This is a genomic window from Enterobacter sp. CPE_E890, assembly GCF_046521475.1.
Classification (GTDB): domain Bacteria; phylum Pseudomonadota; class Gammaproteobacteria; order Enterobacterales; family Enterobacteriaceae; genus Enterobacter; species Enterobacter adelaidei.
The window spans coordinates 4,468,010-4,491,738 of sequence record NZ_JBKFZW010000001.1; the positions used below are offsets into that span (position 1 = coordinate 4,468,010).

General features: G+C 53.7%; 22 protein-coding genes. 9 read left to right on the forward strand and 13 right to left on the reverse strand.

Annotated elements, in window-relative coordinates; genetic code table 11:
• Positions 1 to 9: 9 nt before the first annotated feature.
• Complete coding sequence (gene gltD, locus ACLHV9_RS22065; RefSeq protein ID WP_108091092.1) at positions 10 to 1,428, forward strand: glutamate synthase subunit GltD; 1,419 nt, start codon at positions 10 to 12, stop codon at positions 1,426 to 1,428.
• A gap of 28 nt (positions 1,429 to 1,456) precedes the next feature.
• Here the strand turns inward: gltD and sspB are convergent, their stop codons facing one another.
• The 5 genes from sspB to zapE form a co-directional block, all read right to left on the reverse strand.
• On the reverse strand, positions 1,457 to 1,954 hold the full coding sequence (gene sspB, locus ACLHV9_RS22070) for a ClpXP protease specificity-enhancing factor (protein ID WP_028017011.1): 498 nt from the start codon (positions 1,952 to 1,954) through the stop codon (positions 1,457 to 1,459).
• Positions 1,955 to 1,959: 5 nt separating this feature from the next.
• Entirely contained in the window at positions 1,960 to 2,598 is a 639-nt protein-coding gene (gene sspA / locus ACLHV9_RS22075; protein WP_003860438.1) for a stringent starvation protein SspA, read from the reverse strand.
• 309 nt (positions 2,599 to 2,907) lie between these two features.
• Positions 2,908 to 3,300, reverse strand: coding sequence for a 30S ribosomal protein S9 (rpsI, locus tag ACLHV9_RS22080; protein WP_003860436.1), 393 nt, complete (start codon positions 3,298 to 3,300; stop codon positions 2,908 to 2,910).
• A gap of 15 nt (positions 3,301 to 3,315) precedes the next feature.
• The gene (gene rplM / locus ACLHV9_RS22085) at positions 3,316 to 3,744 is read right to left on the reverse strand and encodes a 50S ribosomal protein L13 (protein WP_003860434.1); all 429 of its coding nucleotides are present in this window, start codon (positions 3,742 to 3,744) and stop codon (positions 3,316 to 3,318) included.
• A gap of 287 nt (positions 3,745 to 4,031) precedes the next feature.
• Positions 4,032 to 5,156: a cell division protein ZapE gene (gene zapE, locus ACLHV9_RS22090; RefSeq protein WP_108091093.1), complete on the reverse strand. Its 1,125-nt coding sequence runs from the start codon at positions 5,154 to 5,156 to the stop codon at positions 4,032 to 4,034.
• A gap of 189 nt (positions 5,157 to 5,345) precedes the next feature.
• Here zapE and zapG point away from each other — a divergent pair, with 189 nt between their 5' ends.
• The 3 genes from zapG (at position 5,346) to degS (ending at position 8,443) form a co-directional block, all read left to right on the forward strand.
• The gene (gene zapG, locus ACLHV9_RS22095; protein WP_008502832.1) at positions 5,346 to 5,744 is read left to right on the forward strand and encodes a Z-ring associated protein ZapG; all 399 of its coding nucleotides are present in this window, start codon (positions 5,346 to 5,348) and stop codon (positions 5,742 to 5,744) included.
• 171 nt (positions 5,745 to 5,915) lie between these two features.
• Positions 5,916 to 7,283: a serine endoprotease DegQ gene (degQ, locus tag ACLHV9_RS22100; RefSeq protein WP_028017008.1), complete on the forward strand. Its 1,368-nt coding sequence runs from the start codon at positions 5,916 to 5,918 to the stop codon at positions 7,281 to 7,283.
• A gap of 92 nt (positions 7,284 to 7,375) precedes the next feature.
• The gene (degS, locus tag ACLHV9_RS22105; RefSeq protein ID WP_028017007.1) at positions 7,376 to 8,443 is read left to right on the forward strand and encodes an outer membrane-stress sensor serine endopeptidase DegS; all 1,068 of its coding nucleotides are present in this window, start codon (positions 7,376 to 7,378) and stop codon (positions 8,441 to 8,443) included.
• Positions 8,444 to 8,533: 90 nt separating this feature from the next.
• Here degS and mdh read toward each other — a convergent pair whose 3' ends face one another.
• Positions 8,534 to 9,472 carry a malate dehydrogenase gene (mdh, locus tag ACLHV9_RS22110; RefSeq protein WP_407221069.1) on the reverse strand — a complete coding sequence of 313 codons (939 nt, stop codon included), beginning with the start codon at positions 9,470 to 9,472 and terminating at the stop codon, positions 8,534 to 8,536.
• A gap of 397 nt (positions 9,473 to 9,869) precedes the next feature.
• Between mdh and argR the strand changes: the two genes are divergently transcribed.
• From argR to yhcN (ACLHV9_RS22125), 3 genes are all read left to right on the forward strand, one after another.
• Entirely contained in the window at positions 9,870 to 10,340 is a 471-nt protein-coding gene (argR, locus tag ACLHV9_RS22115) for a transcriptional regulator ArgR (RefSeq protein ID WP_003860428.1), read from the forward strand.
• 374 nt (positions 10,341 to 10,714) lie between these two features.
• Positions 10,715 to 10,978 carry a peroxide/acid stress response protein YhcN gene (gene yhcN, locus ACLHV9_RS22120; protein WP_032666799.1) on the forward strand — a complete coding sequence of 88 codons (264 nt, stop codon included), beginning with the start codon at positions 10,715 to 10,717 and terminating at the stop codon, positions 10,976 to 10,978.
• Between the two features lie 110 nt (positions 10,979 to 11,088).
• Positions 11,089 to 11,355, forward strand: coding sequence for a peroxide/acid stress response protein YhcN (gene yhcN / locus ACLHV9_RS22125; RefSeq protein ID WP_024906332.1), 267 nt, complete (start codon positions 11,089 to 11,091; stop codon positions 11,353 to 11,355).
• A gap of 66 nt (positions 11,356 to 11,421) precedes the next feature.
• Here the strand turns inward: yhcN (ACLHV9_RS22125) and ACLHV9_RS22130 are convergent, their stop codons facing one another.
• The 5 genes from ACLHV9_RS22130 to aaeX all read right to left on the reverse strand — a co-directional run bounded on the left by ACLHV9_RS22130 (position 11,422) and on the right by aaeX (position 16,400).
• A complete protein-coding gene (locus ACLHV9_RS22130) occupies positions 11,422 to 11,694 on the reverse strand; it encodes a barstar family protein (RefSeq protein WP_008502839.1) in 273 nt (90 codons plus the stop codon).
• Positions 11,695 to 11,739: 45 nt separating this feature from the next.
• Positions 11,740 to 13,194, reverse strand: a complete 1,455-nt coding sequence (locus ACLHV9_RS22135; protein WP_028017003.1) for an NAD-dependent succinate-semialdehyde dehydrogenase — start codon at positions 13,192 to 13,194, stop codon at positions 11,740 to 11,742.
• Between the two features lie 89 nt (positions 13,195 to 13,283).
• Positions 13,284 to 15,251, reverse strand: a complete 1,968-nt coding sequence (aaeB, locus tag ACLHV9_RS22140; RefSeq protein ID WP_407221070.1) for a p-hydroxybenzoic acid efflux pump subunit AaeB — start codon at positions 15,249 to 15,251, stop codon at positions 13,284 to 13,286.
• A gap of 5 nt (positions 15,252 to 15,256) precedes the next feature.
• Positions 15,257 to 16,189 (reverse strand): p-hydroxybenzoic acid efflux pump subunit AaeA, encoded by a 933-nt coding sequence (gene aaeA / locus ACLHV9_RS22145; protein WP_028017001.1) that lies wholly within the window; start codon positions 16,187 to 16,189, stop codon positions 15,257 to 15,259.
• A 7-nt stretch (positions 16,190 to 16,196) separates the two neighbouring features.
• Positions 16,197 to 16,400, reverse strand: a complete 204-nt coding sequence (gene aaeX, locus ACLHV9_RS22150; protein WP_003860416.1) for a p-hydroxybenzoic acid efflux pump operon protein AaeX — start codon at positions 16,398 to 16,400, stop codon at positions 16,197 to 16,199.
• Positions 16,401 to 16,579: 179 nt separating this feature from the next.
• Here aaeX and aaeR point away from each other — a divergent pair, with 179 nt between their 5' ends.
• Both aaeR and ACLHV9_RS22160 read left to right on the forward strand, forming a co-directional pair.
• Positions 16,580 to 17,506, forward strand: coding sequence for an HTH-type transcriptional activator AaeR (gene aaeR / locus ACLHV9_RS22155; protein WP_028017000.1), 927 nt, complete (start codon positions 16,580 to 16,582; stop codon positions 17,504 to 17,506).
• 219 nt (positions 17,507 to 17,725) lie between these two features.
• Entirely contained in the window at positions 17,726 to 18,340 is a 615-nt protein-coding gene (locus ACLHV9_RS22160; RefSeq protein WP_049007549.1) for a YagU family protein, read from the forward strand.
• A 47-nt stretch (positions 18,341 to 18,387) separates the two neighbouring features.
• On the opposite strand, the gene tldD is transcribed toward ACLHV9_RS22160, so the two are convergent.
• Together tldD and yhdP are read right to left on the reverse strand one after the other, a co-directional pair.
• On the reverse strand, positions 18,388 to 19,833 hold the full coding sequence (tldD, locus tag ACLHV9_RS22165; RefSeq protein WP_028016998.1) for a metalloprotease TldD: 1,446 nt from the start codon (positions 19,831 to 19,833) through the stop codon (positions 18,388 to 18,390).
• 84 nt (positions 19,834 to 19,917) lie between these two features.
• Positions 19,918 to 23,721, reverse strand: a complete 3,804-nt coding sequence (gene yhdP, locus ACLHV9_RS22170) for an AsmA2 domain-containing protein YhdP (RefSeq protein ID WP_407221071.1) — start codon at positions 23,719 to 23,721, stop codon at positions 19,918 to 19,920.
• Between the last annotated feature and the right edge of the window lie 8 nt (positions 23,722 to 23,729).

The window sequence follows — 23,729 nt, forward strand, 5'->3', positions numbered from 1 at the left end:
GGAATTCAGATGAGTCAGAACGTATACCAGTTTATCGACCTGCAGCGTGTTGATCCGCCAAAGAAACCGCTGAAAATCCGTAAAATTGAATTTGTTGAAATCTATGAGCCGTTTTCAGAAGGCCAGGCCAAAGCACAGGCAGACCGCTGCCTGTCCTGCGGTAACCCTTACTGCGAATGGAAATGTCCGGTGCATAACTACATCCCGAACTGGCTGAAGCTAGCCAATGAGGGGCGTATCTTTGAAGCCGCCGAGCTGTCTCACCAGACTAACACCCTGCCGGAAGTGTGCGGCCGCGTGTGTCCTCAGGACCGTCTGTGTGAAGGCTCCTGTACGCTGAACGACGAGTTTGGCGCAGTGACCATCGGTAACATTGAGCGTTATATCAACGATAAAGCGTTTGAGATGGGCTGGCGTCCGGATATGACCGGCGTGAAGCAAACCGACAAGCGCGTGGCAATCATCGGCGCGGGCCCGGCGGGCCTGGCCTGTGCGGACGTGCTGACCCGCAACGGCGTGAAGGCGGTGGTCTTTGACCGTCATCCGGAGATCGGCGGTCTGCTGACCTTCGGTATCCCGGCTTTCAAGCTGGAAAAAGAGGTCATGACCCGTCGTCGTGAAATCTTTACCGGCATGGGTATCGAGTTCAAACTGAATGTGGAAGTAGGCCGCGATGTACAGCTCGACGATCTGCTGAAAGAATACGACGCCGTATTCCTGGGCGTGGGCACCTATCAGTCCATGCGCGGTGGTCTGGAGAACGAAGACGCGCCGGGCGTTTACGACGCTCTGCCGTTCCTGATTGCTAACACCAAGCAGATCATGGGCTACGGCGAAACCGCCGATGAGCCGTTCGTCAGCATGGAAGGCAAACGCGTTGTCGTACTGGGCGGTGGTGATACGGCGATGGACTGCGTGCGTACCTCCATTCGTCAAAATGCGGCACACGTGATCTGCGCCTACCGTCGTGACGAAGAGAACATGCCGGGCTCTAAACGCGAAGTGAAAAACGCGCGTGAAGAGGGCGTGGAGTTCCAGTTCAACATCCAGCCTCTGGGTATCGAAGTGAATGCCAACGGTAAAGTGAGCGGCGTGAAGATGGCGCGTACTGAGATGGGTGCGCCGGATGCGAAAGGCCGTCGTCGCGCCGAGATCGTAGCCGGTTCTGAGCATGTGATCCCGGCCGATGCCGTCGTGATGGCGTTCGGTTTCCGCCCTCACAGCATGGAGTGGCTGGCGAAGCACAGCGTGGAGCTGGACTCTCAGGGCCGCGTCATTGCACCTGAAGGCAGCGACAATGCTTTCCAGACCAGCAACCCGAAAATCTTCGCCGGTGGCGATATCGTTCGCGGTTCTGACCTGGTGGTCACCGCGATTGCCGAGGGTCGTAAGGCGGCAGACGGTATACTGAACTACCTGGAAGTGTAAAAAAACAGGCCCGATTGGGCCTGTTTTTTTATTTGACGACGCGAAGAGCCGGACGACCACCGCGCGGAGGCGGATCGTCATCAGGATCATTCTCGTCATGATGATCGGGTTTATCGCCATCAATAAGCGACATCACCGTGTCGCTTTCGCGCTCATCGGATGCGTTGTCATCATTCAGGCTGGCAACATCCTCGTCGTATGCTGCTTCCGGCTCAAACATCGTGCCTGCGCCGTTTTCACGCGCGTAGATCGCCAGTACCGCAGCCAGAGGAACGGACACCTGACGCGGCACACCGCCAAAGCGCGCATTAAAGCGCACTTCGTCGTTGGCCAGTTCCAGGTTGCCCACCGCGCGCGGCGCGATGTTCAGCACGATCTGTCCGTCACGCGCATATTCCATTGGAACCAGCACGCCCGGCAACGTCACATCCACAACCAGGTGCGGCGTGAGCTGGTTATCCAGCAGCCATTCATAGAAGGCGCGCAGCAGATACGGACGGCGTGGGGTAAGTTGTGACATTTCCACAGTCATTAGCCTCGGCCAAGACGCATTTCACGTTCAGGTTCAGTTAACGATGCCAGGAATGAATCACGTTCAAATACGCGAGTCATGTAGCCCTTCAGCTCTTTCGCACCCGGACCGCTGAACTCTACGCCCAGAGTCGGCAGACGCCAAAGCAGCGGTGCCAGGTAGCAATCCACCAGGCTGAACTCATCGCTCAGGAAGAATGGCTTCTGACCAAACACAGGGGCAATTGCCAGCAGCTCTTCACGCAGTTGCTTACGCGCTGCGTCGGCTTCAGAAGAGGAACCATTAACGATAACGTTCATCAGCGAGTACCAGTCTTTCTCGATACGCTGCATGTACAGGCGGCTTTCACCACGCGCGACAGGGTAAACCGGCATCAACGGCGGATGTGGGAAACGCTCATCCAGATATTCCATAATGATACGGGATTCCCACAGGGTCAGCTCGCGATCCACCAGCGTCGGTACGCTTTGGCTCGGGTTGAGATCGATCAGATCCTGAGGTGGGTTATCCTTTTCCACATGCTCGATCTCAAAACTGACACCCTTCTCGGCCAGCACGATACGAACCTGATGGCTATAAATGTCAGTAGGACCAGAAAACAGCGTCATTACCGAACGTTTGTTGGCAGCGACAGCCATGAAAACCTCCAGGTATATTCAGAATTTTTACTGCTACCGGCCCAACAGGGGCCAGCCAGATGTTGTATCGCCCATCCCAGAGAAAACACATTGTTCAAGAATCGAACAAAAATCGAGTATTCACCGATATTTGGGCAGAAAATTGGATGATAGTTTACCAGATTTTGATGGCTTTGTGGTGAGGGGATTCTGGAAATGTGGAAAAAGAGGAGATATATGAATTTATATTGTGGATAACCTGCACATTATCCATAAAAAAACCCGCCGAAGCGGGTTTTTCGCCAATCGTTCTGCGTAAGCAGAAAATGATTAACGTTTGGAGAACTGTGGACGACGACGTGCTTTACGCAGACCCACTTTCTTACGTTCAACCTGACGAGCGTCACGAGTAACGAAGCCAGCTTTACGCAGTTCAGAACGCAGGGATTCGTCGTACTCCATCAGAGCGCGGGTGATACCGTGACGGATCGCACCTGCCTGACCGGAGATACCACCACCTTTAACGGTGATGTACAGATCCAGTTTTTCTACCATGTCAACCAGTTCCAGCGGCTGGCGAACTACCATGCGGGCAGTTTCGCGACCGAAGTATTGTTCCAGAGAACGCTGGTTGATTACGATTTTACCACTGCCCGGTTTGATGAAAACGCGAGCTGCGGAACTTTTGCGGCGACCAGTGCCGTAGTATTGATTTTCAGCCATTGCCTATAATCCCGATTAGATGTCAAGAACTTGCGGTTGCTGTGCCGCGTGGTTGTGCTCGTTACCTGCGTAAACTTTCAGTTTACGGAACATAGCACGACCCAGCGGGCCTTTTGGCAGCATGCCTTTAACCGCGATTTCAATCACACGCTCAGGACGGCGAGCAATCATCTCTTCAAAGGTCGCTTCTTTGATACCACCGATGTGGCCGGTGTGGTGGTAGTACATTTTGTCAGTACGCTTGTTGCCGGTTACAGCAACTTTATCAGCGTTCAGAACGATGATGTAATCACCGGTATCAACGTGCGGAGTGTATTCCGCTTTATGCTTACCGCGCAGGCGACGAGCCAGTTCAGTAGCCAGACGGCCCAGAGTTTTACCGGTCGCGTCAACAACATACCAGTCGCGCTGTACGGTTTCTGGTTTAGCTGTAAAAGTTTTCATTAAAAGCTTACCCAAATAATAAGTTACACGTTGGTGAACACCCAAACGTTTAGTCAGTTGAGGTTCACACGACAAAGTCCGGCAAACCTACCCCTTCGAATAGCACATGCCGACACATAGAAAGTTTCGGGAAAAAAACCTTCTCGTAACGTGGGGTCGCAAGATTATAGAGAAGTTGAGGTCAAAGATCGACCCTTAAATGTGATTTGGAATGGGTTTTTCGGGGGGAGGTATTGCGCGGTCTGGTACCCTCCCCCCGTTCCTCTCCCACCGGGAGAGGCTGGCATTTATGGCATATGCTCAAGCTTGAGGTATTCCTCGCTCTGCATCTCCTGCAGACGCGAGAGGCAACGCTGGAACTCGAACTTCAGCCGCTCTCCCTGGTAGATCTCATATAAAGGTACCTCAGCGCTAATCACCAGCTTGACGTGCCGCTCATAAAATTCATCCACCAGCGCAATGAAGCGTCGTGCTTCACTCTCCATCAACCGCGTCATGACCGGAACGTCCAGCACCATCACGGTATGGAACAGGCGTGAAAGCGCAATATAGTCGTGCTGGCTGCGGGCATCCACACAAAGTGTTGTGAAGGAGACGGCCAGCGTTTGATTCTCTACGCCAAGCGTGGGCAACGGGCGGTGGTTAATCTCAAGCTCCGGAGCGTTTTCACGTTTTGCCCCCGCCAGCGCCAGCCAGAGTGTATCCATTTGATGGGTAGTCTCGGCGTTCAGCGGTGAGAGCCACAGGTGCGCCTGGGTCAACGTACGCAGCCGGTAATCCACCCCGGCATCCACATTCATAATGTCACAATACTGCTTGATGGCGTCGATGGCAGGCAGGAAACGTGCGCGCTGCAGACCGTTGCGGTACAGCTCGTCCGGCGGGATGTTCGATGTGGCAACCAGCGTAATCCCGCGCGCAAACAGCGCTTTCATCAGGCCACCTAACAGCATGGCATCGGTGATGTCAGAAACAAAAAATTCGTCAAAGCAAAGCACGTCCGTTTCCGCCTTAAACCTGTCGGCCACAATCTCAAGCGGATCGCTTTTGCCCTGCAGTGCAGTTAGCTCTTCATGCACCCGCAGCATAAAACGATGGAAATGCAGACGCTGCTTACGTTCGCCCGGCAGACTCAGATAAAACAGATCCATCAGCCAGGTTTTTCCGCGCCCTACGCCGCCCCACATATATAAGCCGCGTACAGGAGCATGAGCCTGTGGTGCTTTTTTACCGAGCAACCGCCCAAATGCCGCCTTTAGCCCACCATTCTGTTCGACTTCAGCAGGTTTTGCAGTGAGTTCCTGATAAATCATCTCCAGACGGCTTACCGCCTCACGTTGAACGTCATCCGCTTGATGAGTGCCGTCGTTAAGGGCCAGTTGATAACGCGATGCAGGGGACAGGTTTTGCATAATCTTATTGTTATTCCTTCAATTAAACCTCACCAGCAGCCGTGACTGATGAAAAAAAGGCCGTTCTACACTACGCGATGATACGTCAGGATTCCACTTCTACAGAAATAGCGGTTATAGTGGCATTATCAGGCACAGGCAGGAGCCGAGCCAACACCCTACGGAACAACAAGACAACGGGAGAAGTTCATGACCTGGGAATATGCGCTAATCGGTTTAGTCGTCGGCATCGTCATCGGTGCTGTGGCCATGCGTTTCGGTAATCGCAAATTGCGTCAGCAGCAGTCACTGCAGTACGAACTGGAAAAGAACAAAGCGGAACTGGAAGAGTATCGTGAAGAGCTGGTCAGCCACTTTGCCCGTAGCGCCGAGCTGCTGGACAACATGGCGACCGACTATCGTCAGCTGTATCAACATATGGCAAAAAGCTCCAGCAGCCTGCTGCCGGAAATGACCGCGGAAACCAATCCGTTCCGCAACCGTCTGGCAGACTCTGAAGCCGGTAACGATCAGGCGCCCGTTCAGATGCCTCGTGACTATTCAGATGGCGCGTCAGGCCTGCTGCGTGGCGGTGTAAAACGCGATTAATCGCACAACCTGAATTTATTTTACGGGCGCAGCGATTGCGCCCGTCCTTTCTTCATGACCCCAGCTATCATTTAGTTAAGCACCTCATTGTTCAGCGGTTTAAAATTCAATAACATCAACGTGTTTTTGGGGCCGTTTTTCCTTTATTCCAGGTTACGAGAGTCAACATCGATGAAGAAAAAAAACCAGCTGTTGAGCGCTATCGCGTTAAGTGTCGGGTTATCTCTCTCGGCGTCCTTCCCTGCCCTTGCCGCCATCCCCTCTCAGGTGCCCGGTCAGGCAGCCATTCCAAGCCTCGCACCGATGCTGGAAAAAGTGTTGCCTGCGGTCGTCAGCGTACAGGTTGAGGGTACGGCTGTACAAAGCCAACGCGTACCGGAAGAACTGAAAAAATATTTTGGCGATGAAGCTCCCGACCAGCAGGCTCAGCCTTTTGAAGGTCTGGGTTCAGGCGTCATTATTGATGCGGCCAAAGGCTATATTCTGACCAACAACCATGTCATCAGCCAGGCCGATAAAATCAGCGTACAGCTTAATGATGGACGTGAATTTGATGCCAAACTGATTGGCGGCGATGACCAGAGCGATATCGCGCTGTTGCAGGTGCAGAACCCGAGCAACCTGACTCAGATTACCATTGCGGACTCCGACAAACTGCGTGTCGGTGATTTTGCCGTTGCCGTGGGCAACCCCTTTGGTTTAGGGCAGACCGCCACCTCCGGGATCGTCTCGGCGCTGGGACGTAGCGGCCTGAATCTGGAGGGGCTGGAAAACTTTATTCAGACGGATGCCTCCATCAACCGTGGGAACTCCGGCGGGGCATTGCTCAACCTGAATGGCGAGCTGATTGGGATTAACACGGCTATTCTGGCCCCTGGCGGCGGCAGCATTGGAATTGGTTTTGCCATCCCCAGTAACATGGCCAAAACGCTTGCCCAGCAGCTGATCCAGTTCGGTGAAATCAAGCGCGGGCTGTTGGGGATCAAGGGAATGGAGATGAGCGCGGATATCGCCAAAGCGTTCAACATCAACGTGCAGCGGGGCGCATTTGTGAGTGAAGTCCTGCCAAACTCCGGTTCGGCAAAAGCCGGCGTGAAATCGGGCGATGTGATCGTCAGCCTGAATGACAAGCCGTTGAGCAGCTTCGCAGAGCTACGTTCACGCATTGCCACGACAGAACCTGGCGCCAAAGTGAAGCTGGGCCTGATTCGTGACGGCAAGCCGCTGGACGTTGAAGTCACGCTGGATAAGAGTACCTCGTCTTCTGCCAGTGCGGAGCTTATCGCCCCTGCGTTACAAGGGGCAACGTTAAGCGATGGGCAACTGAAAGACGGTACGAAGGGTATTAGCATCGACACCGTTGAGAAGAGCAGCCCTGCCGCGCAGGCCGGATTACATCAGGATGATGTCATCATTGGCGTAAACCGTAATCGCGTGCAATCCATTGCCGAGCTGCGCAAGGTGCTGGAAAGTAAACCGGCGGTTATTGCCCTGCAGGTTATGCGTGGCAATGAATCTATCTATATTCTGTTGCGCTAAGCATTTGCGATGCCGGACATCACCGCTGCGTGTGATGTCCGGATAACTCATGTTATGCTGCAAATCGTCCCTTTTTTAACGACACGCGCATCATGCTTTTAAAGCTCTTACGTTCAATTGTCATCGGTTTGATTGTCGCTGGCCTGCTGCTGGCGGCAATGCCGTCTTTACGTCAGTTTAATAAACTGACGGCTCCCCAGTTCGACAGTACGGATGAAACGCCGGCCACCTACAACCAGGCCGTTCGCCGTGCCGCACCTGCCGTGGTGAATGTCTATAACCGCGGCCTTAATAGCTCAACCCATAACCAACTGGAGATCCGCACCCTCGGCTCTGGGGTGATTATGGACGAGCGCGGCTACATTATTACCAACAAGCACGTGATTAACGATGCCGACCAGATTATCGTTGCCCTGCAGGATGGCCGCGTGTTTGAGGCGTTACTCGTGGGGTCTGACAGCCTGACCGACCTGGCCGTCCTGAAAATCAACGCCACGGGAGGTTTGCCTATCATTCCCATCAATCGCAAACGTACCCCTCACATTGGCGACGTCGTCCTGGCTATCGGTAACCCTTATAACCTGGGTCAGACGATTACCCAGGGAATTATCAGTGCGACGGGTCGTATTGGCCTCAACCCCTCCGGGCGGCAGAACTTCCTGCAAACCGATGCGTCGATCAACCGCGGTAACTCCGGCGGTGCGCTGGTTAACTCACTGGGTGAGCTGATGGGTATCAATACCCTCTCGTTCGACAAGAGCAACGACGGCGAGACACCGGAAGGGATCGGCTTTGCCATTCCGTTCCAGCTGGCGACCAAAATTATGGATAAACTGATCCGTGATGGACGGGTGATCCGTGGTTATATCGGAATAGGTGGCCGTGAAATTGCACCAATGCATAACCAGGGCGGCGGTATTGATCAGATTCAGGGCATCGTGGTCAACGAGGTATCACCTGGCGGCCCGGCAGACAACGCGGGAATTCAGGTTAACGATGTCATTGTGTCAGTTAATGGTACGCCAGCGGTCTCGGCACTGGAGACCATGGACCAGGTCGCAGAGATCCGACCGGGCTCTATTATCCCTGTTGAAGTCATGCGCAATGATAAGAAACTCACGCTGCAGGTGACGGTTCAGGAATACCCGGCAACAAACTGACAGCCATAAAAAAACCGAAGCCAGTGAGTGCTTCGGTTTTTTTTGCCGGGTGGCGCTAACGCTTACCCGGCCTACGAGAGACGGTTCGTTTTACTTGTTAACGAACTCTTCGCCCAGGGTGATATCTTTCTTCAGGGTATCCAGCATGCCTTCCATCGCGTGTTGTTCAAACGCGCTCAGTTTGCCGATAGGCTGACGTTCTTCGATACCATTTTTACCCAGCAGCAGCGGTTGAGAGAAGAGGCGAGCGTGTTCGCCGTCGCCTTCAACGTAAGCGCATTCAACAACGCCTTTCTCACCCTGCAGAGCGCGAACCAGTGACAGACCGAAACGTGCAGCCGCCTGGCCCATAGACAGAGTTGCAGAACCGCCACCCGCCTTCGCTTCCACCACTTCGGTGCCCGCGTTCTGGATACGTTTGGTCAGGTCAGCCACTTCCTGCTCGGTGAAGCTTACGCCTGGGATCTGCGACAGCAGAGGCAGAATGGTGACGCCTGAGTGGCCACCAATAACCGGAACTTCCACTTCTGTTGGCTGTTTGCCTTTCAGCTCAGCAACAAAGGTGTTGGAACGGATAATATCCAGCGTGGTCACGCCGAACAGTTTGTTTTTATCGTAAACACCGGCTTTCTTCAGCACTTCTGCCGCGATAGCAACAGTGGTGTTCACCGGGTTAGTGATGATACCGATGCACGCTTTCGGGCAGATTTCAGCAATCTGCTGCACCAGGTTTTTCACAATGCCTGCGTTGACGTTGAACAGGTCTGAACGATCCATACCAGGCTTACGTGCCACACCTGCAGAAATCAGCACCACGTCGGCACCCTGCAGTGCAGGACGCGCGTCTTCACCGGAGAAGCCTTTGATTTTAACAGCTGTCGGGATGTGGCTCAGGTCAACCGCCACACCAGGGGTTACCGGAGCAATATCGTACAGGGAGAGTTCTGAGCCTGAAGGCAGTTGGGTTTTCAGTAGTAGGGCAAGCGCCTGGCCGATACCACCAGCAGCGCCGAGGACTGCGACTTTCATCCTAAACTCCTTATTATGGTTAACTTAAGTATCTGTAACTCCGTTGCGGCGACCATAATTCAGCGAGTAAATAATTACAATTTTCGTAGCTAAAGAATTTGAGGTCACGCGACTTTATCTCTCACCAGAAGACTATCTGACAACAGACGGCAACGAATTAAGAGGTGGTTACAATACACCCTGCCCTGCCACCAAAACAACATCATTTTGATAACATTTAATTTACTTTTAAGCTTATTTGCGCGGCGTGACCCAGGCATGTTTTCTGATAACGAAATCTGATAAAATCACTCCCTTTCATAACATTATTTCAGACTACCTCCCGGTAGATAATTTGCATAAAAATTCATCCACATGCATAATAATGTTGTTTCTATCGTCATATTCCGGGTGACTTATGCGAAGCTCGTCTAAGCAAGAAGAATTAGTAAAGGCGTTTAAAGCGCTACTCAAAGAAGAGAAATTCAGTTCTCAGGGAGAAATTGTTCAGGCGTTACAGGAACAAGGTTTCGATAACATCAATCAGTCGAAAGTCTCCCGCATGTTAACCAAATTTGGCGCGGTGCGTACCCGTAACGCCAAAATGGAGATGGTCTATTGCCTGCCAGCTGAACTTGGCGTGCCGACAACCTCCAGCCCGCTGAAGAATTTGGTTCTGGATATCGACTATAACGACGCCGTGGTGGTGATCCACACCAGCCCTGGTGCTGCGCAGTTGATTGCTCGCCTGCTGGATTCCTTAGGTAAAGCGGAAGGTATTCTCGGCACAATCGCCGGGGACGACACCATCTTTACCACTCCGGCAAATGGTTTCTCCGTCAAAGACCTCTACGAGGCAATTCTGGTTCTGTTCGAACAGGAACTCTAATCCCCTCTCCCCGTAGCACCGCTGCGGGGATCGTTCTGCTCCCGCTGCGTTTCCCTCTCGATTCCACTGCCCTGACTTTGACAAATAGTGCTTTTTACTACCTATTAACATTCATCTGGTGAATGCCAAATCAAAAAACCGCACAAAAAATCAAAATCCTATATCCATATGATTTAATTAGAGATCAATGCATAAACAGGACAAAAAACACCCAACATTATGCAGTTTGGTTATAAAAAACGCATTGGTTAACACGTAATAACAACCGGAACAATTAGCCTGGTATTAATTTTTACCGTTATTAGTGTATACTTGATTTTGTGATGAGGGTCACGAAACAAGACCCCACTAAAAAATTCGACGAGGTAAAAATCATGAACATTAAAACTACTGTAGCGGCGCTGAGCGTCCTGTCTGTCCTGTCATTCGGTGCTTTCGCTGCTGATTCAATCAATGCTGACCAGGCGCAATCCCGCCAGGCAATCGGTACGGTTTCTGTCGGTGCAATCGGTACGTCCCCGATGGACATGCATGAGATGCTGAACAAGAAAGCGGAAGAACAGGGTGCATCATCCTACCGCATCATTGAAGCTCGTTCAGGTGACCACTGGCACGCTACTGCTGAGCTGTACAAATAAGTTTTAGCAATAACTGAAGACATAAATCTCCACTCAACGGCACCAGGCATAAAAATAGCTGTTTAACCCTTCTCGCCGTTGAGCAACAACCCTATTCAGGAGTAAAGACTATGAAAACCAAATTGATCATCGCAACCCTCGGTCTGGCCTCAGTTCTCTCTTTCGGCGCAAGTGCAGCCGTACAGCAAGTGAATGCCGACCAGGCACAAAATCTGCAGCCTATGGGCAGTGTATCCGTAACGTCTGTCACTGGTTCACCAATGGATATTCGTCACGAACTGGCCGCAAAAGCTGAAAAAGCAGGTGCCAGCAGCTATCGTGTCACCGAACTGAATCAGGGTGACCACTGGCATGCTACGGCAGAACTGTATAAATAAACCCTCGTCGTATTTCATCATACGACTTGCCCCTGACCAGCTGGTCAGGGGCTTTTTTTATGTCATTCAATGGCGCGCGTTAAAACGCAGTTGCCCTTCCAGCTCTTCTTCCGCTTCATCGAACAGTAATATCAGTGCGCCAAAACGTCTGCGCAGCTTATCGGGTAAATGAATGAACTCAATCTCCAGCGGGAGTGGCAACAGACTGCCGGTCACCACGTCCCACAGGGTATCCAGATTCGTCACGCTTTCCCGTTCAAGATCAAACACGCGGATAAATTCACGATAGAAGTCTTCCTGACTGTCGATCTCGTCAAAATCAAACGTATAGGTTTTCATTGCCAGCCACCCAGTCCAGGCGAGCGGCAGTTGCCGCCCGGTCTATTATAATCCCCCGATATGCAGGGTTTTGACTTCCAGATATTCTTCCAGCCCCAGCACGGAGCCCTCGCGTCCAAGGCCTGACTCTTTTACCCCGCCAAAAGGCCCCAGTTCCGTAGAGACGGCGCACTCGTTAATGCCAATCATCCCGCTCTCGATGGCCTGAGAAACACGGAAAACGCGTGAAAGGTTTTGGGTGTAGAAGTAAGCCGCCAGGCCATAAGGCGTGTTGTTGGCACGCTGGATGACCTCATCTTCTGAAGTGAAACGGAAGCACGCCGCAACCGGTCCAAACGTCTCTTCTTCTGCCAGCTTCATGCCTTCATGGCAGTCACCCAGTACGGTTGGCATCCAGAAATTCCCGCCAAGCGAATGGGGTTTCCCCCCTGCCAGCACGGTTGCCCCGCGGGCAACGGCATCGTCGACATGCTCACGCACCTTGTTGACCGCAGCAGGTTCAATCAGCGGTCCGACGACAACGCCCTCTTCAAGACCATTCCCCACCTTCAGCGCCTTCACCGCATCGGCAAGTTTATTCACAAACTTGTCGTAGACGGTTTCCTGAATATAGAAACGGTTAACGCTCACGCAGACCTGCCCGGCATTGCGGAATTTGTTGGCGATAGCACCCTTAACCGCTGCGTCGATATCCGCATCCTCAAAAACGATATATGGGGCATTTCCCCCCAGCTCCATTGAGACTTTTTTCATGGTGTCTGCGGCGTTACGCACCAGCGTTTTGCCGACGGAGGTAGAACCGGTAAAGGAGATTTTACGCACGTCGCGGCTGGCCATGATCGCATCGCTGATTTCATGGGTATTCCCGGCCACGGCGTTGAGAACACCGTCGGGCACACCGGCCTGTTTAGCCAGGGTAAGCAGCGCAAAAGCACTGAGCGGCGTGTTATTGGCCGGTTTGATCACCCCGGTACAGCCCGCAGCAAGCGCCGGGCCTAATTTACGGGTGAGCATCGCCATCGGGAAGTTCCATGGTGTAATCGCCGCGACCACACCAATGGGCTCGCGGGTTGCCAGAATGCGGGAACCGGGTTTGATCGGCGGAATAATTTCCCCGTTAGCGCGCTTGGCCTCTTCGGCAAACCACTGGATAAAGCTGGCCGCGTACTCCACCTCTCCTTCCGCTTCTTTCAGAGGCTTGCCCTGCTCGGTGGTCATTAACCGCCCGAGCCAGCTTTTATTTTCAATAATCAGTTCGTACCAGCGGTAAAGGATGGCCGAGCGTTCTTTCGCGGTTTTGGCTCGCCATGCCGGGAAAGCGTTGGTGGCTGCGGCAATCGCAGCTTCGGTTTCCGCTTTACCCGCTTTCGCGACTTTAGCGATGACCTCGCCGGTCGCCGGGTTAAGTACATCAAACGTCGTGTCCAGCGTTTTCCAGATACCATTAACCAGATACCCGGTCTGAAAAAGGATGTGGTCCTGAAGCGTCTCAGTCGTCATGTGTCCTCCCTTTCTGAATGTAAGAACGTGCTGGAATTAAGTATAGCCACAAAAAAACCGACGCTTTGGCGTCGGCTTTTTTACTTCAGTCAGTTATCTGTGAGGGCATTCTGGTAGCGGTGCAGCATAAACACCAGCCGTCCTACTGGCTCGGTTACCTGAGGCGGAGCTTCCCAGACTTTAAGCTTCTCCTGGTAGATATCGAGCTCTTCAAGCAGTTGCGTAAAGTAACGACGGCGTTTGTCATCGCTGGTCGCGGAAAGTACATGGTCGGCAGTGCGGCGTAGCTGACGGTGGAAAGCCGACAGATCGTCGTTGATCGGCACAGGCGCGTTACGCAGACGCTGGTGCGCGATGATCATGGTTAATGCCAGCCGGAACTTAGCGATGTCACCCGGGAACTTATTAAGCAGTAAAAACAGCTGCTGATAGAGCGCCGGTAAGTGGTTTTCTTTGCGGCGTGCGGTATTGGTGGTCATCGACGACACGGCAGCGGAAACAAACTGGTTCAACAATACACGGCCCGTTCTTGCCTGTGAGTTATCGCGCACCAGCAGAATAACCATCATTGCCAGGAAACACCCCACCAGCTGACCCAATGCGCTGTCGAGGAACTGGCTGAAATGGAAGGTCATCGGGTTATCCAGCACAATGATGTTAATCGTACTGGCCAGCGCCCCCAACGATCCCAGACGGCGCTTTTGCACTTCTATACCGATAAAGAACGCCATCACCGCCAGGCTTATGCAGAGCAGCAACATGCTCTGTTGCGTGGACGGGATGATCACCAGGAAATAGAGCGCGCCTATCGGCAGGGCGGCAATGGTGCCGTACAGGAAATCAATGGCGACCATACGCGGGTTGGGCAGACGCATCGCCAGGGCAGTCACAACGGCAATCATCACCATTGCACCGCTGCCGGACGTCCAGCCTGTCCACAACCAGAACAGCGTACCGAGCATGCAGGCGAGCGTCGTGCGCCAGAAGTTGACCATCGCGTGATGACGCTCGGCAGATTCCGCCTTAATCACCACTTCTCCCTGCAGCACCTCTTCTTCCGTAGCGCTGATTTTGGTATTGCTAACCACGCCGCGTTTCAGCAGCAGGTAACGCGTCGCGGACCCGCCCCAGGTGTAGATGGTCACTGGTGTGTCGCGTTCCCCTGTCCAGGCAATGACCCGCCGCATGCGCTTAAGCTGCTTATGCACGTCCTGCACGGTTTCCACCGGCTCGGCAAACAGCTCGCGGAACGTATCGGTCACCACTTCCGGACGGGTGTTCTGGATCAGATAGGTTTCGCACGCCTGGGTAATCAGCGTTAAGGAGACCGTATTGAGGGCTTTAAGGCGACGGTTAGCCCGGGCCCAGCGCGAAGACTCTATATTAAGGTTACTGCGCATCCCTTCCAGCGCCTGCGTGCGACGTACCAGCCCGCTCCAGGCCTTATCCACCTCTTCACTGTCACCATGCTTGATGCAGAGCTGCATCAGCTGGTACTGGGCAACAATCAACGCATCCAGCTCGCGATCCACCTCTTGCTTGATAGAGCGAGGGGAGAAAAGCAGGTCAGCAACAATCGCGCAAACAATACCAATCACAATCTCACTGCAACGCTCCACGGCGAACTGTGGCGCAAGCAGCGGCTCGCTTTGGATAGTAATGACGATAATCAGCGCGGTGTAACCCGCCAGTCCCCAGGCGTAGGAGTTTTCCACTTTCACCAGAGACGAGACCCAGGTACAGAAGCCCGCCCAGATACAGCACACCATCAGCATCAGCAGTGGGGTGCGGATCATCAAAATAATAATGGTCAGCGCCGCGAAACAGCCGATAAACGTCCCAATGATACGCAGCATCCCGCGATAGCGGATCGCACCAGAGTAAGGTTCACCACCGGCCGCAAATGCTGGACCAGCCGCGACAATTGCCGCCGTCAGCACCGCCCAGCGCGGGGTTTCAAGCTGGAAGTGGAAGCCAACAAACAGTGCCAGCACGATGGCACACGCCAGCTTCACGGCGAAGCGAATGTGTTGGTTGGCGATGGAGAAGATACCCATAGCGATTAGCCAAACTCGCGCAGACGGTGGGCAATTTTACGGAAGATCGACTCCTGGCTGGCATCCCGGTCTTTAGCGCCGGTAATCACCACCGTCGCCGTGGTACCCGCAGGCCACACATTCCCCTGCTGTTCGTCCAGATGGATACGCACCGGCACACGCTGAGCCAGACGCACCCATTCCAGGTTGGAGTCCACTGTCGCCATCCCTTTTGCATCCTTAGAACTGCTGGCGTTGGTCACCCCTGCCGCGACGCTGTCGACGGTACCTTTAAAGACGCGGTTACTGCCAAGCGGTGTAATTTCGGCACGATAACCCGGACGTACGCCTTCCAGCTTGGTCTCTTCCATATAAGCGAGCACGTAGAAGGAGTTCTGTTTAACCAGCGCCACGGCCGTTGAGCCACGAGTGATAAATTCACCGGCATAGACATTAAGGTTAGTGACCCAGCCATCGGCTGGCGCGCGGATCACGGTGCGCTCCAGATCGAGCTTTGCCAGATCGCGCGTCGCTTGCGCTTTGGCCATCTGGTGCAGCACGGTTTGCAGCACGTTATTGGACTGGTCGATCTCTTCGCGGGACATGGCCTGAATACCTAACTGGTTACGGCGGCCTGCCTCACGGCGTTTCTCTGCCGCCAGCGCCTGATAATAGGCCACGTCAGCTTCCGCTTCTTCCAGTGCTTTCTGGTAGCGAGGCTGGTCGATGGTGAACAGAACCTGATTTTTTTTCACCAGCTGGTTATCGTGAACGTTGACCGCCGTGATAAGACCGGCCACGTCGGGGGCTATGGCCACGACATCGGCGCTGAAACGCGCATCGCGTGTCCACGGTGACTCCGTGTAATAGACCCAGGCCCGAAAAATAGCGATGAAGGCGAGGATAACCAGTGCCATTGTGATGGCGGTTCGGGAGATTTTTCTTGTTAGTGTTTTCACATCAACCTCAGACAAACATGCGCGATATCAGGTAAAACAGGCAGCAATACAGCGCGGTATTGAACAATGCAGGGTGCCAGACGAAATCGTAGATCCCGGTAGGAACCAGCACCTTGCGCACCAGCCAGAAGATCGCCAGTGATAAAAGAAGCTCGAAAAATATCGGTGGGAACGACAGACCGAACACCACGATAACGGGAAACAGACTCATGTTGACCTTGATAAGAGAGAGTGCAGGCTACAGAATTTTTTAGCGCACGCCATCGCAGAAGAGCAAGAAATGCCGGGCGAGAATGGCGCAGCCGTTAAGTAATTAATAATATATTAACGTAACTGTTATGCTGTTATCTATAATATGTGATCTAAATCACTTTTAAGCCAGAGTGAACAATGGAACGTTTAAAACGCATGTCAGTCTTCGCCAAAGTGGTTGAACTGGGCTCTTTTACCGCTGCTGCACGCCAGCTTCAGATGAGTGTCTCTTCAATCAGCCAGACGGTGTCCAAACTGGAAGATGAGCTTCAGGTCAAGCTGCTCAATCGCAGTACCCGCAGCATCGGGCTGACAGAAGCGGGTAAAATTTACTATCAGGGTTGTCGCCGCATGCTGCTTGAAGTGCAGGATGTCCACGAACAACTCTATGCTTTCAACAACACACCTATCGGCACACTGCGCATTGGTTGTTCTTCAACTATGGCACAAAATGTCCTCGCTGCCATGACAGCGGACATGCTGAAAGAGTATCCAGGATTAACCGTGAATCTGGTGACGGGTATCCCTGCGCCGGACCTGATTGCTGACGGGCTGGACGTGGTGATCCGCGTTGGGGCATTGCAGGATTCCAGCCTTTTCTCGCGCAGGCTGGGCAGTATGCCGATGGTCGTTTGCGCCTCGAAAAGCTATCTGGCGCAGTACGGTGTCCCTGAGAAACCCGCCGATCTCACCAACCACTCATGGCTGGAATACAGCGTTCGACCCGACAATGAATTTGAACTGATTGCTCCGGAAGGGCTCTCCACCAGACTGCTGCCAGAAGGCCGGTTTATCACCAACGATCCAATGACCATTTCGCGTTGGTTAGTGGCAGGAGCCGGGATCGCCTACGTGCCGTTGATGTGGGTGATCAACGAGATCAACAGCGGTGTACTGGAGATCCTGTTCCCTCGCTACCAGTCCGATCCGCGCCCGGTATACGCCCTGTACACAGAAAAAGACAAGCTACCACTCAAGGTGCAGGTGTGTATTAACTATCTGACAGACTATTTTGTGGACGTGGCTGAGCTGTTTCAGGGGATGCGAGGAAGAAGTAAGGAATAATTGATTATCGCGGATAAGCATATATTATATGAATATGTCCTGGATGAGATGCACATTCATTCAGGAATATTCCCTCACCACTATCAGTAATAGCTAATTGACACTTCCGTTACCCTCCCCTTACCTTATTAGTAGTCTGGCACTCAGACTGTTATTAATTTGTTACTGATATGAATAATAAAATGTATTCCGCAGGATGACATTGAACAAGGAAAAGAAATGAATATATTTGAACAAACACCACCTTCTCGCAGGCGCTATGGACTCGCCGCGTTCATTGGTTTAATCGCAGGGATTGTCTCTGCATTCGTGAAATGGGGAGCGGAGGTGCCACTTCCGCCACGTAGCCCTGGTGATTTATTCACTGCCGCATGCGGACCAGAGCAATTAATAAGAGCCGCAAGTCAGATTGACTGCTCGCGTAATTTTCTCAATCCGCCTTATGTATTTTTACGCGACTGGCTGGGCGTTGTCGATCCTAACGCGGCGGTTTATACATTCGCCGGACATATATTTAACTGGGTCGGCGTAACACATATTATTTTCTCAATCGTCTTCGCCGTAGGGTATTGTGTAGTTGCGGAAGTCTTCCCGAAAATTAAACTCTGGCAAGGTTTGCTGGCGGGTGCGTTAGCCCAGCTTTTTGTCCACATGATCTCCTTCCCGCTGATGGGTCTGACACCGCCGCTGTTCGAACTTCCATGGTACGAACACGTCTCAGAAATCGTGGGTCATTTAGTCTGGTTCTGGTCGATCGAAATCATTCGTCGTGATTTGCGTAACCGCATCACGCACGAGCCCGATCCGGAAATACCGCTGGGTAACTTACGTTAAAAAAAAGGCGCTACCTCTGTAGCGCCATTTTTTTATGCATCGTCAGATCAGGCAGTGCCGCCCACCGTCAAATTGTCGACTTTCAGCGTCGGCTGGCCTACGCCAACCGGCAGGCTCTGCCCCTCTTTACCGCAGACGCCCACACCGTTATCCAGTTTCAGATCGTTACCGACCATGGAAATCTGCTGCATGGCTTCAATACCGGAGCCAATCAGCGTCGCACCTTTCACCGCTTTGGTCACTTTACCCTTCTCAATCAAGTACGCTTCTGAGGTAGAGAAGACAAACTTACCGGAGGTGATGTCCACCTGACCGCCGCCAAAGTTTGGCGCGAAGATGCCGTAATCGACGGATTCGATAATCTCCTGCGGTGTAGATTTGCCCGGCAGCATATAGGTGTTAGTCATACGCGGCATCGGCAGATGTGCATAGGACTCACGACGGCCGTTACCCGTTGGCGCGACGCCCATCAGGCGCGCGTTGAGTTTGTCCTGCATGTAGCCTTTCAGCACACCGTTTTCGATCAGCACATTGTATTGGCCAGGCGTACCTTCATCGTCGATAGCCACCGAGCCACGGCGATCGCGCATGGTTCCATCATCCACCACCGTGCAAAGCTCAGACGAGACAAGCTGCCCCATCTGGCCGCTGAATACGGATGTACCACGACGGTTAAAGTCACCTTCCAGACCGTGGCCCACCGCTTCGTGCAGCAGAACACCCGGCCAGCCAGCCCCCAGAACGACCGGGAATGTCCCCGCCGGCGCCGCGACGGCATTCAGATTCACCAGCGCCATGCGCACGGCTTCTTTTGCCCACGCGTCAGCGCGTGCTTCACCGTCAACATCGCCCAGGAACCAGTCATAGCCGAAACGGCCGCCACCGCCGCTTGAGCCGCGCTCGCGTTTGCCGTCGTCATCGACCTGCACGCTGATGGAGAGACGGACCAGTGGACGAACATCCGCGGCCAGAGTACCGTCCGTCGCCGCAACGAGAATCAGCTCATAGACGCCGCTCAGGCTGGCAGAGACTTCCTGCACACGCTTATCGGCAGCACGCGCCACTTTGTCCACGCGGCGCAGGATATCCAGCTTCTCTTCGCGGCTCATGCTCTGCAGCGGATCAATGCTGGTATAGAGCGCAGAGTGCTGCACTTCACCCAGCGTTTTCACACGACCATCGCCGGTATCACGCACAATGGTACGCGCAGCCTGAGCACTCTGCTCCAGCGCGGCCAGGCTAATCTGATCGGCATAAGCAAAACCGGTTTTCTCGCCGCTAACGGCACGGACACCGACGCCCTGGTCGATGTTATAAGAGCCGTCTTTGATGATGCTGTCTTCTAAAACCCAGGATTCGTGATAGCTCGACTGGAAATAGAGATCGCCGTAGTCGAGACGGCGTTCGGTCAGTTGACCAAGAATGGAGAACAGGTCCTGATGGCTCAGGCCGTTCGCTGCGAGCAAATGTTCACTTACCAGGTTCAGACTCATCGTATTGCTACTCGTTCGTTGCCGCCTGTGGCGGTATAAAGATCGTATTTATTGAGAGTGAGGCAATTACCTGCCCACGTCAAATCATTGCTGCGCTTCTTTGCGCGGCTGGCGCAGCACTTCATTAATCTGCGGTTTATCTACCGGGCCGGTAATGTGGTAGCGCAGAATGGAGACCTTACTCCATAGCGGACCCAGCACTTTACTGGCGGCAAACACCGCCGCACCAACAATCGGGTTCACCACAAAGGCTGCTGCCACGCCAACGCTCGCGGAAATTTCCGGCGCCACCACGGCTTCCATATCCAGCTCTCGACGCACGAGATTGACCGAGCCTTTCATCGCGATATCCGCTTCCAGGCCGTCCACCAGCGTGTCGTCCGTATGCAGAACGCCATCCTTGATCCACGCCGTGCTGCGAATGGAATCGTAGTAGAAACCTTCGCTGAATGTGTCGCTGAAATCGAAGCGCAGCTTGCGCAGCAGCGCATCAAAACTCAGCAGACGCAGGATCTGCCCGGCGCGCCCCGTGCTCACGTCGGCGATTTCACCTTTACCGAAGCGGGTTTTCAGAATGCCATTGAGCGAGGCTTCATCCGGCGTCCACGGCGCGGCACGCCAGTGAAGATCGTAATCAACATCAAATGACGAACCGCGAAGCGGCGTGGTAATGCCAAAGAAATTGGCCGCGGCATCCAGCTTGTTGCCTTTAATGTCACCCTTCAGGGAGGTACGCTGCTCGCCCGGGTTATTCACCCATTCGCCTGCGGCCGTCATGCGTCCAAAACCGGTATCGACCAGGCCACCGGTGAGCGTGAGCGTATTTCCCTGAATGGCGAAATCACCGTCGATACGGCCATATTTTTGTCCCCACAGCCAGCATTCAGCACAGCGCAACTGGAGATCGGGCCAGCCGTTAAAATCGACGCGAGCGGTTTTACTCAGCGGTGACGTCTCTGCCGGTTTATCTTTCCCGATCGTGGTGCTTGCCGGGTTGTAGTAGAGATAGCGGATCGCCGCCTGCCACGGCGCATGATTGCGCATGGTCAGTGCGCCATTGATCTCTCTGCCCTGAGCCTCGACTTTCGTGCCGTTAGGCGTTGGCTGAGAGACAATACTCAGGTTGTTCCACTGCTGTCCCCCCAGCATTAGTGACGGCGTGCGTACGGTAATGGTCTGCGGGAACTGAGCTGTTTCATCAACGTTTTGTCCAACACCTTTCTGGAACAGCGCCAGCCACTCAGCACCGTCCAAAGGCGGGAGATTCAGCTCAATACCAGTCTGCTCCGGCAGCGGCGGTGTCGAGCGGCTATCAGTTGTCCAGATGGCTTTGTCGAGAGTGAGTTTGCGGTTGAGCAGCCAGCGGCTGTTGAAGTGGTTTGTCCCGCCCGCGCTTCCGGTCAGCTCGAAGCTGTTCAGGTTACCATCGACGTTAAGCTTTACTGGCAGCGGCAGTCCAGCCTGTTTATCCAGCGGCGCAGGTAGCTGGCTATGAAGGTTTTTCAGGTCTCCCGTAATGTCGACCTTATAATGCGCGCCAGCGTGATAAGGCAGTTCGATTGCCACGTTCCCCTTCCAGGATGCCGAGCCATCCACTGACCCTTCAATCGGTTTCGGCAGGACATCCATACGCGCTGGCTGCCAGTTACCGTCGAGATTGACAGCCACCTGATACGCCTTTTCACCCTCGGTGGTCGTAAAGTCGATATTTACGGGCTGATTAAACCAGCTGGCAGTGAGCGGCTCGCTCTTCAGGTTACCGTTCACAAAGCTGAACTGCCCACTGAGATTTTTCAGCGTACTTTCAAGAGGTTTGATATACAGGCTGTTATTCTTCAGACGGACATCACCTTTGGCGGTGGTCATCTCACCGTCCAGCGGGATATCGAGATGTAAGCGAGCATTCACATCACCATCAAGCTGCAGTTGCTGAAGCGTCGCCGCCAGCGACTCTTTCAACGGCGTCTCCTCAAAGTACGGTCCTACGGCTTTGCCCGGGCCGTTGATGTCGGCATCAATCAGCAGTTTCTCTTTTGAATAATCCGGGATGTTTGCCGTCAGATTGCTGGCCGTCACACCACCCAGCGCGACGCTGTCTGACTTCATCCATAATCCGTCATTGAGGAAGTTAAGTTCGATATCCAGGTTTTTCAGCGCGGGCCAGCCCGGCTGGAACGCAAAGGTGGCATTGTGCAACGGCACCAGTACCTGGAACTGACCTTCATTATGTTTGTACGGGAAAAGATGTGGGTTACCGCCATAGACCAGCGTGGCGTTCTCCGCCTGTCCGCCCTGGATCGCGCCGCTCAGATAGTCCACAAGCGCTTTCCCCATCAGGTTTTCCGGGAAATAGCGCCAGGCCTGAGAACCATCGTTGGTACTGATCCCGGCCAGAATACCCAACCACGGCTCATCACCTTCTGGTTGCAGATAGCGAAAATCACCGCGCGCATGCACGGCTTTGGCTTTTACGTCGATATGGCGGCCATCAAGCTGGAAGCCCTTATCGTTATTGAGCCAGTTAAGTACCGCACTGCCTTGTTCAATTTCCAGTGGCGCGCGGAAGACCGTCTCGTAAGGCATTTTGGCGTCATGCATATCGACCGTCAGCCTGCCGTTTTCTACGCTGCCTTCCAGCTTGCCGCTAAAGTGCTCCGCGCCCGGCAGTAACTTCCACTGCTTCCAGGCAAGATCTTTCCAGGTTGCCTGAAAACGGGTTTTTTCCGTCGACTGGAGCGGAATATCCAACGCCAGCGTATCGATCTTTCCGCTCGGCTGCGTGGCCAGCCAGATTTCCCCGAGATCTGAAGAGAGCTTCGTCGCCATTGAGCGCAGGCCTTCTATTGCGGCCAAATCCAGGTTACTGGCGCGAATACGCAACTCATCGCTACGTTTACTTTCCACACCGCCGACATCCTGCTCAGGCATCCAGGCAAGCGTCAGCGCGCCGCGCGGCCACGGTTTGTTGTCCATGGTGATGCGCGTGTCTGGAATGGCAAACTGCCAGCCCCCTTTCTCCTGCGTCACGTGCGCGGTGAGGTTATCAACGGAAAGCTGATGCTGCTGTTTTTCTCCCTTCCAGCTCGCTCCCCCCTGCTTCAACCAGATATCACCGCTGGCAAATTCGCCTTTCGTCAGGGTCATCCAGCCTTCAAGGCTGAAACGGGCGGTTTCCAGCTGCATATTTTGCTGAAGCCAGTCTCCCAGCCACGGTTTTACATCCACATCGTCGGCCTGAAGCCATACCTTGCCGTTGTTGAGCAAGCCATCGTCGTCTCGCAGATCCATGCGCACCTGCATCACGCCGTGTTGACCGTTCAGACTGGAGAGATTCACCTGCCCCTCGGCGCGGTGACGTTCTTTACCGTTGAGCCAGGTCAGCTGGGGGATCGCCAGTTCGGCGCGCTGGCCAGAAAGGGTAATAAAGCTCACTTCACTGTCACGAAGATCGAAATGATCGAACTGACGCAGGAAGAGATCGCTGAAACGGTTGGCTTCAAGACCCTGGCTACTGTCACCACCCGACAGCGGCGTATTGGTCAAAAACTGGAGTTGATAAAAGGTGAGATCGCGAAACTGCCAGCGAAGATGCAGCAGGCTTTGCCAGACGTCCAGCGCCAGGGTCACGCGTTTGATTTTCAGGTAGCCGCCATCTTTCAGGCTGGCGTTGATATCCCGGACATCGAGCGTCGGGCCAAAATTCTGCCAGTTAGCACTGATCTGGCTTACATCCACCGGCACGCCGGTGGTGGATTCGATTTTCGCCAGCAGCTGCGGACGCCAGCTGTCCAGATGCGGTAATACGAGGCGTAGCCCGCTCACGAGCAACGCGACAATCACGACCAGCGTTGCCCCTGTAAGCAATAAAATCCCCGGCAATCGCCTCACGCATCTCT

Bases quoted from the DNA above. Each gene is read 5' to 3' on its own strand.
- rplM (WP_003860434.1), bottom strand. From the start codon at position 3,744: ATGAAAACTTTTACAGCTAAACCAGAAACCGTACAGCGCGACTGGTAT.
- ACLHV9_RS22130 (WP_008502839.1), bottom strand. From the start codon at position 11,694: ATGAAAACCTATACGTTTGATTTTGACGAGATCGACAGTCAGGAAGAC.
- aaeB (WP_407221070.1), bottom strand. From the start codon at position 15,251: ATGGGTATCTTCTCCATCGCCAACCAACACATTCGCTTCGCCGTGAAG.
- ACLHV9_RS22135 (WP_028017003.1), bottom strand. From the start codon at position 13,194: ATGACGACTGAGACGCTTCAGGACCACATCCTTTTTCAGACCGGGTAT.
- zapE (WP_108091093.1), bottom strand. From the start codon at position 5,156: ATGCAAAACCTGTCCCCTGCATCGCGTTATCAACTGGCCCTTAACGAC.
- degS (WP_028017007.1), top strand. From the start codon at position 7,376: ATGCTTTTAAAGCTCTTACGTTCAATTGTCATCGGTTTGATTGTCGCT.
- ACLHV9_RS22160 (WP_049007549.1), top strand. From the start codon at position 17,726: ATGAATATATTTGAACAAACACCACCTTCTCGCAGGCGCTATGGACTC.
- argR (WP_003860428.1), top strand. From the start codon at position 9,870: ATGCGAAGCTCGTCTAAGCAAGAAGAATTAGTAAAGGCGTTTAAAGCG.
- aaeR (WP_028017000.1), top strand. From the start codon at position 16,580: ATGGAACGTTTAAAACGCATGTCAGTCTTCGCCAAAGTGGTTGAACTG.
- tldD (WP_028016998.1), bottom strand. From the start codon at position 19,833: ATGAGTCTGAACCTGGTAAGTGAACATTTGCTCGCAGCGAACGGCCTG.
- aaeX (WP_003860416.1), bottom strand. From the start codon at position 16,400: ATGAGTCTGTTTCCCGTTATCGTGGTGTTCGGTCTGTCGTTCCCACCG.
- rpsI (WP_003860436.1), bottom strand. From the start codon at position 3,300: ATGGCTGAAAATCAATACTACGGCACTGGTCGCCGCAAAAGTTCCGCA.
- degQ (WP_028017008.1), top strand. From the start codon at position 5,916: ATGAAGAAAAAAAACCAGCTGTTGAGCGCTATCGCGTTAAGTGTCGGG.
- gltD (WP_108091092.1), top strand. From the start codon at position 10: ATGAGTCAGAACGTATACCAGTTTATCGACCTGCAGCGTGTTGATCCG.
- yhcN (WP_032666799.1), top strand. From the start codon at position 10,715: ATGAACATTAAAACTACTGTAGCGGCGCTGAGCGTCCTGTCTGTCCTG.
- yhcN (WP_024906332.1), top strand. From the start codon at position 11,089: ATGAAAACCAAATTGATCATCGCAACCCTCGGTCTGGCCTCAGTTCTC.
- mdh (WP_407221069.1), bottom strand. From the start codon at position 9,472: ATGAAAGTCGCAGTCCTCGGCGCTGCTGGTGGTATCGGCCAGGCGCTT.
- zapG (WP_008502832.1), top strand. From the start codon at position 5,346: ATGACCTGGGAATATGCGCTAATCGGTTTAGTCGTCGGCATCGTCATC.
- sspA (WP_003860438.1), bottom strand. From the start codon at position 2,598: ATGGCTGTCGCTGCCAACAAACGTTCGGTAATGACGCTGTTTTCTGGT.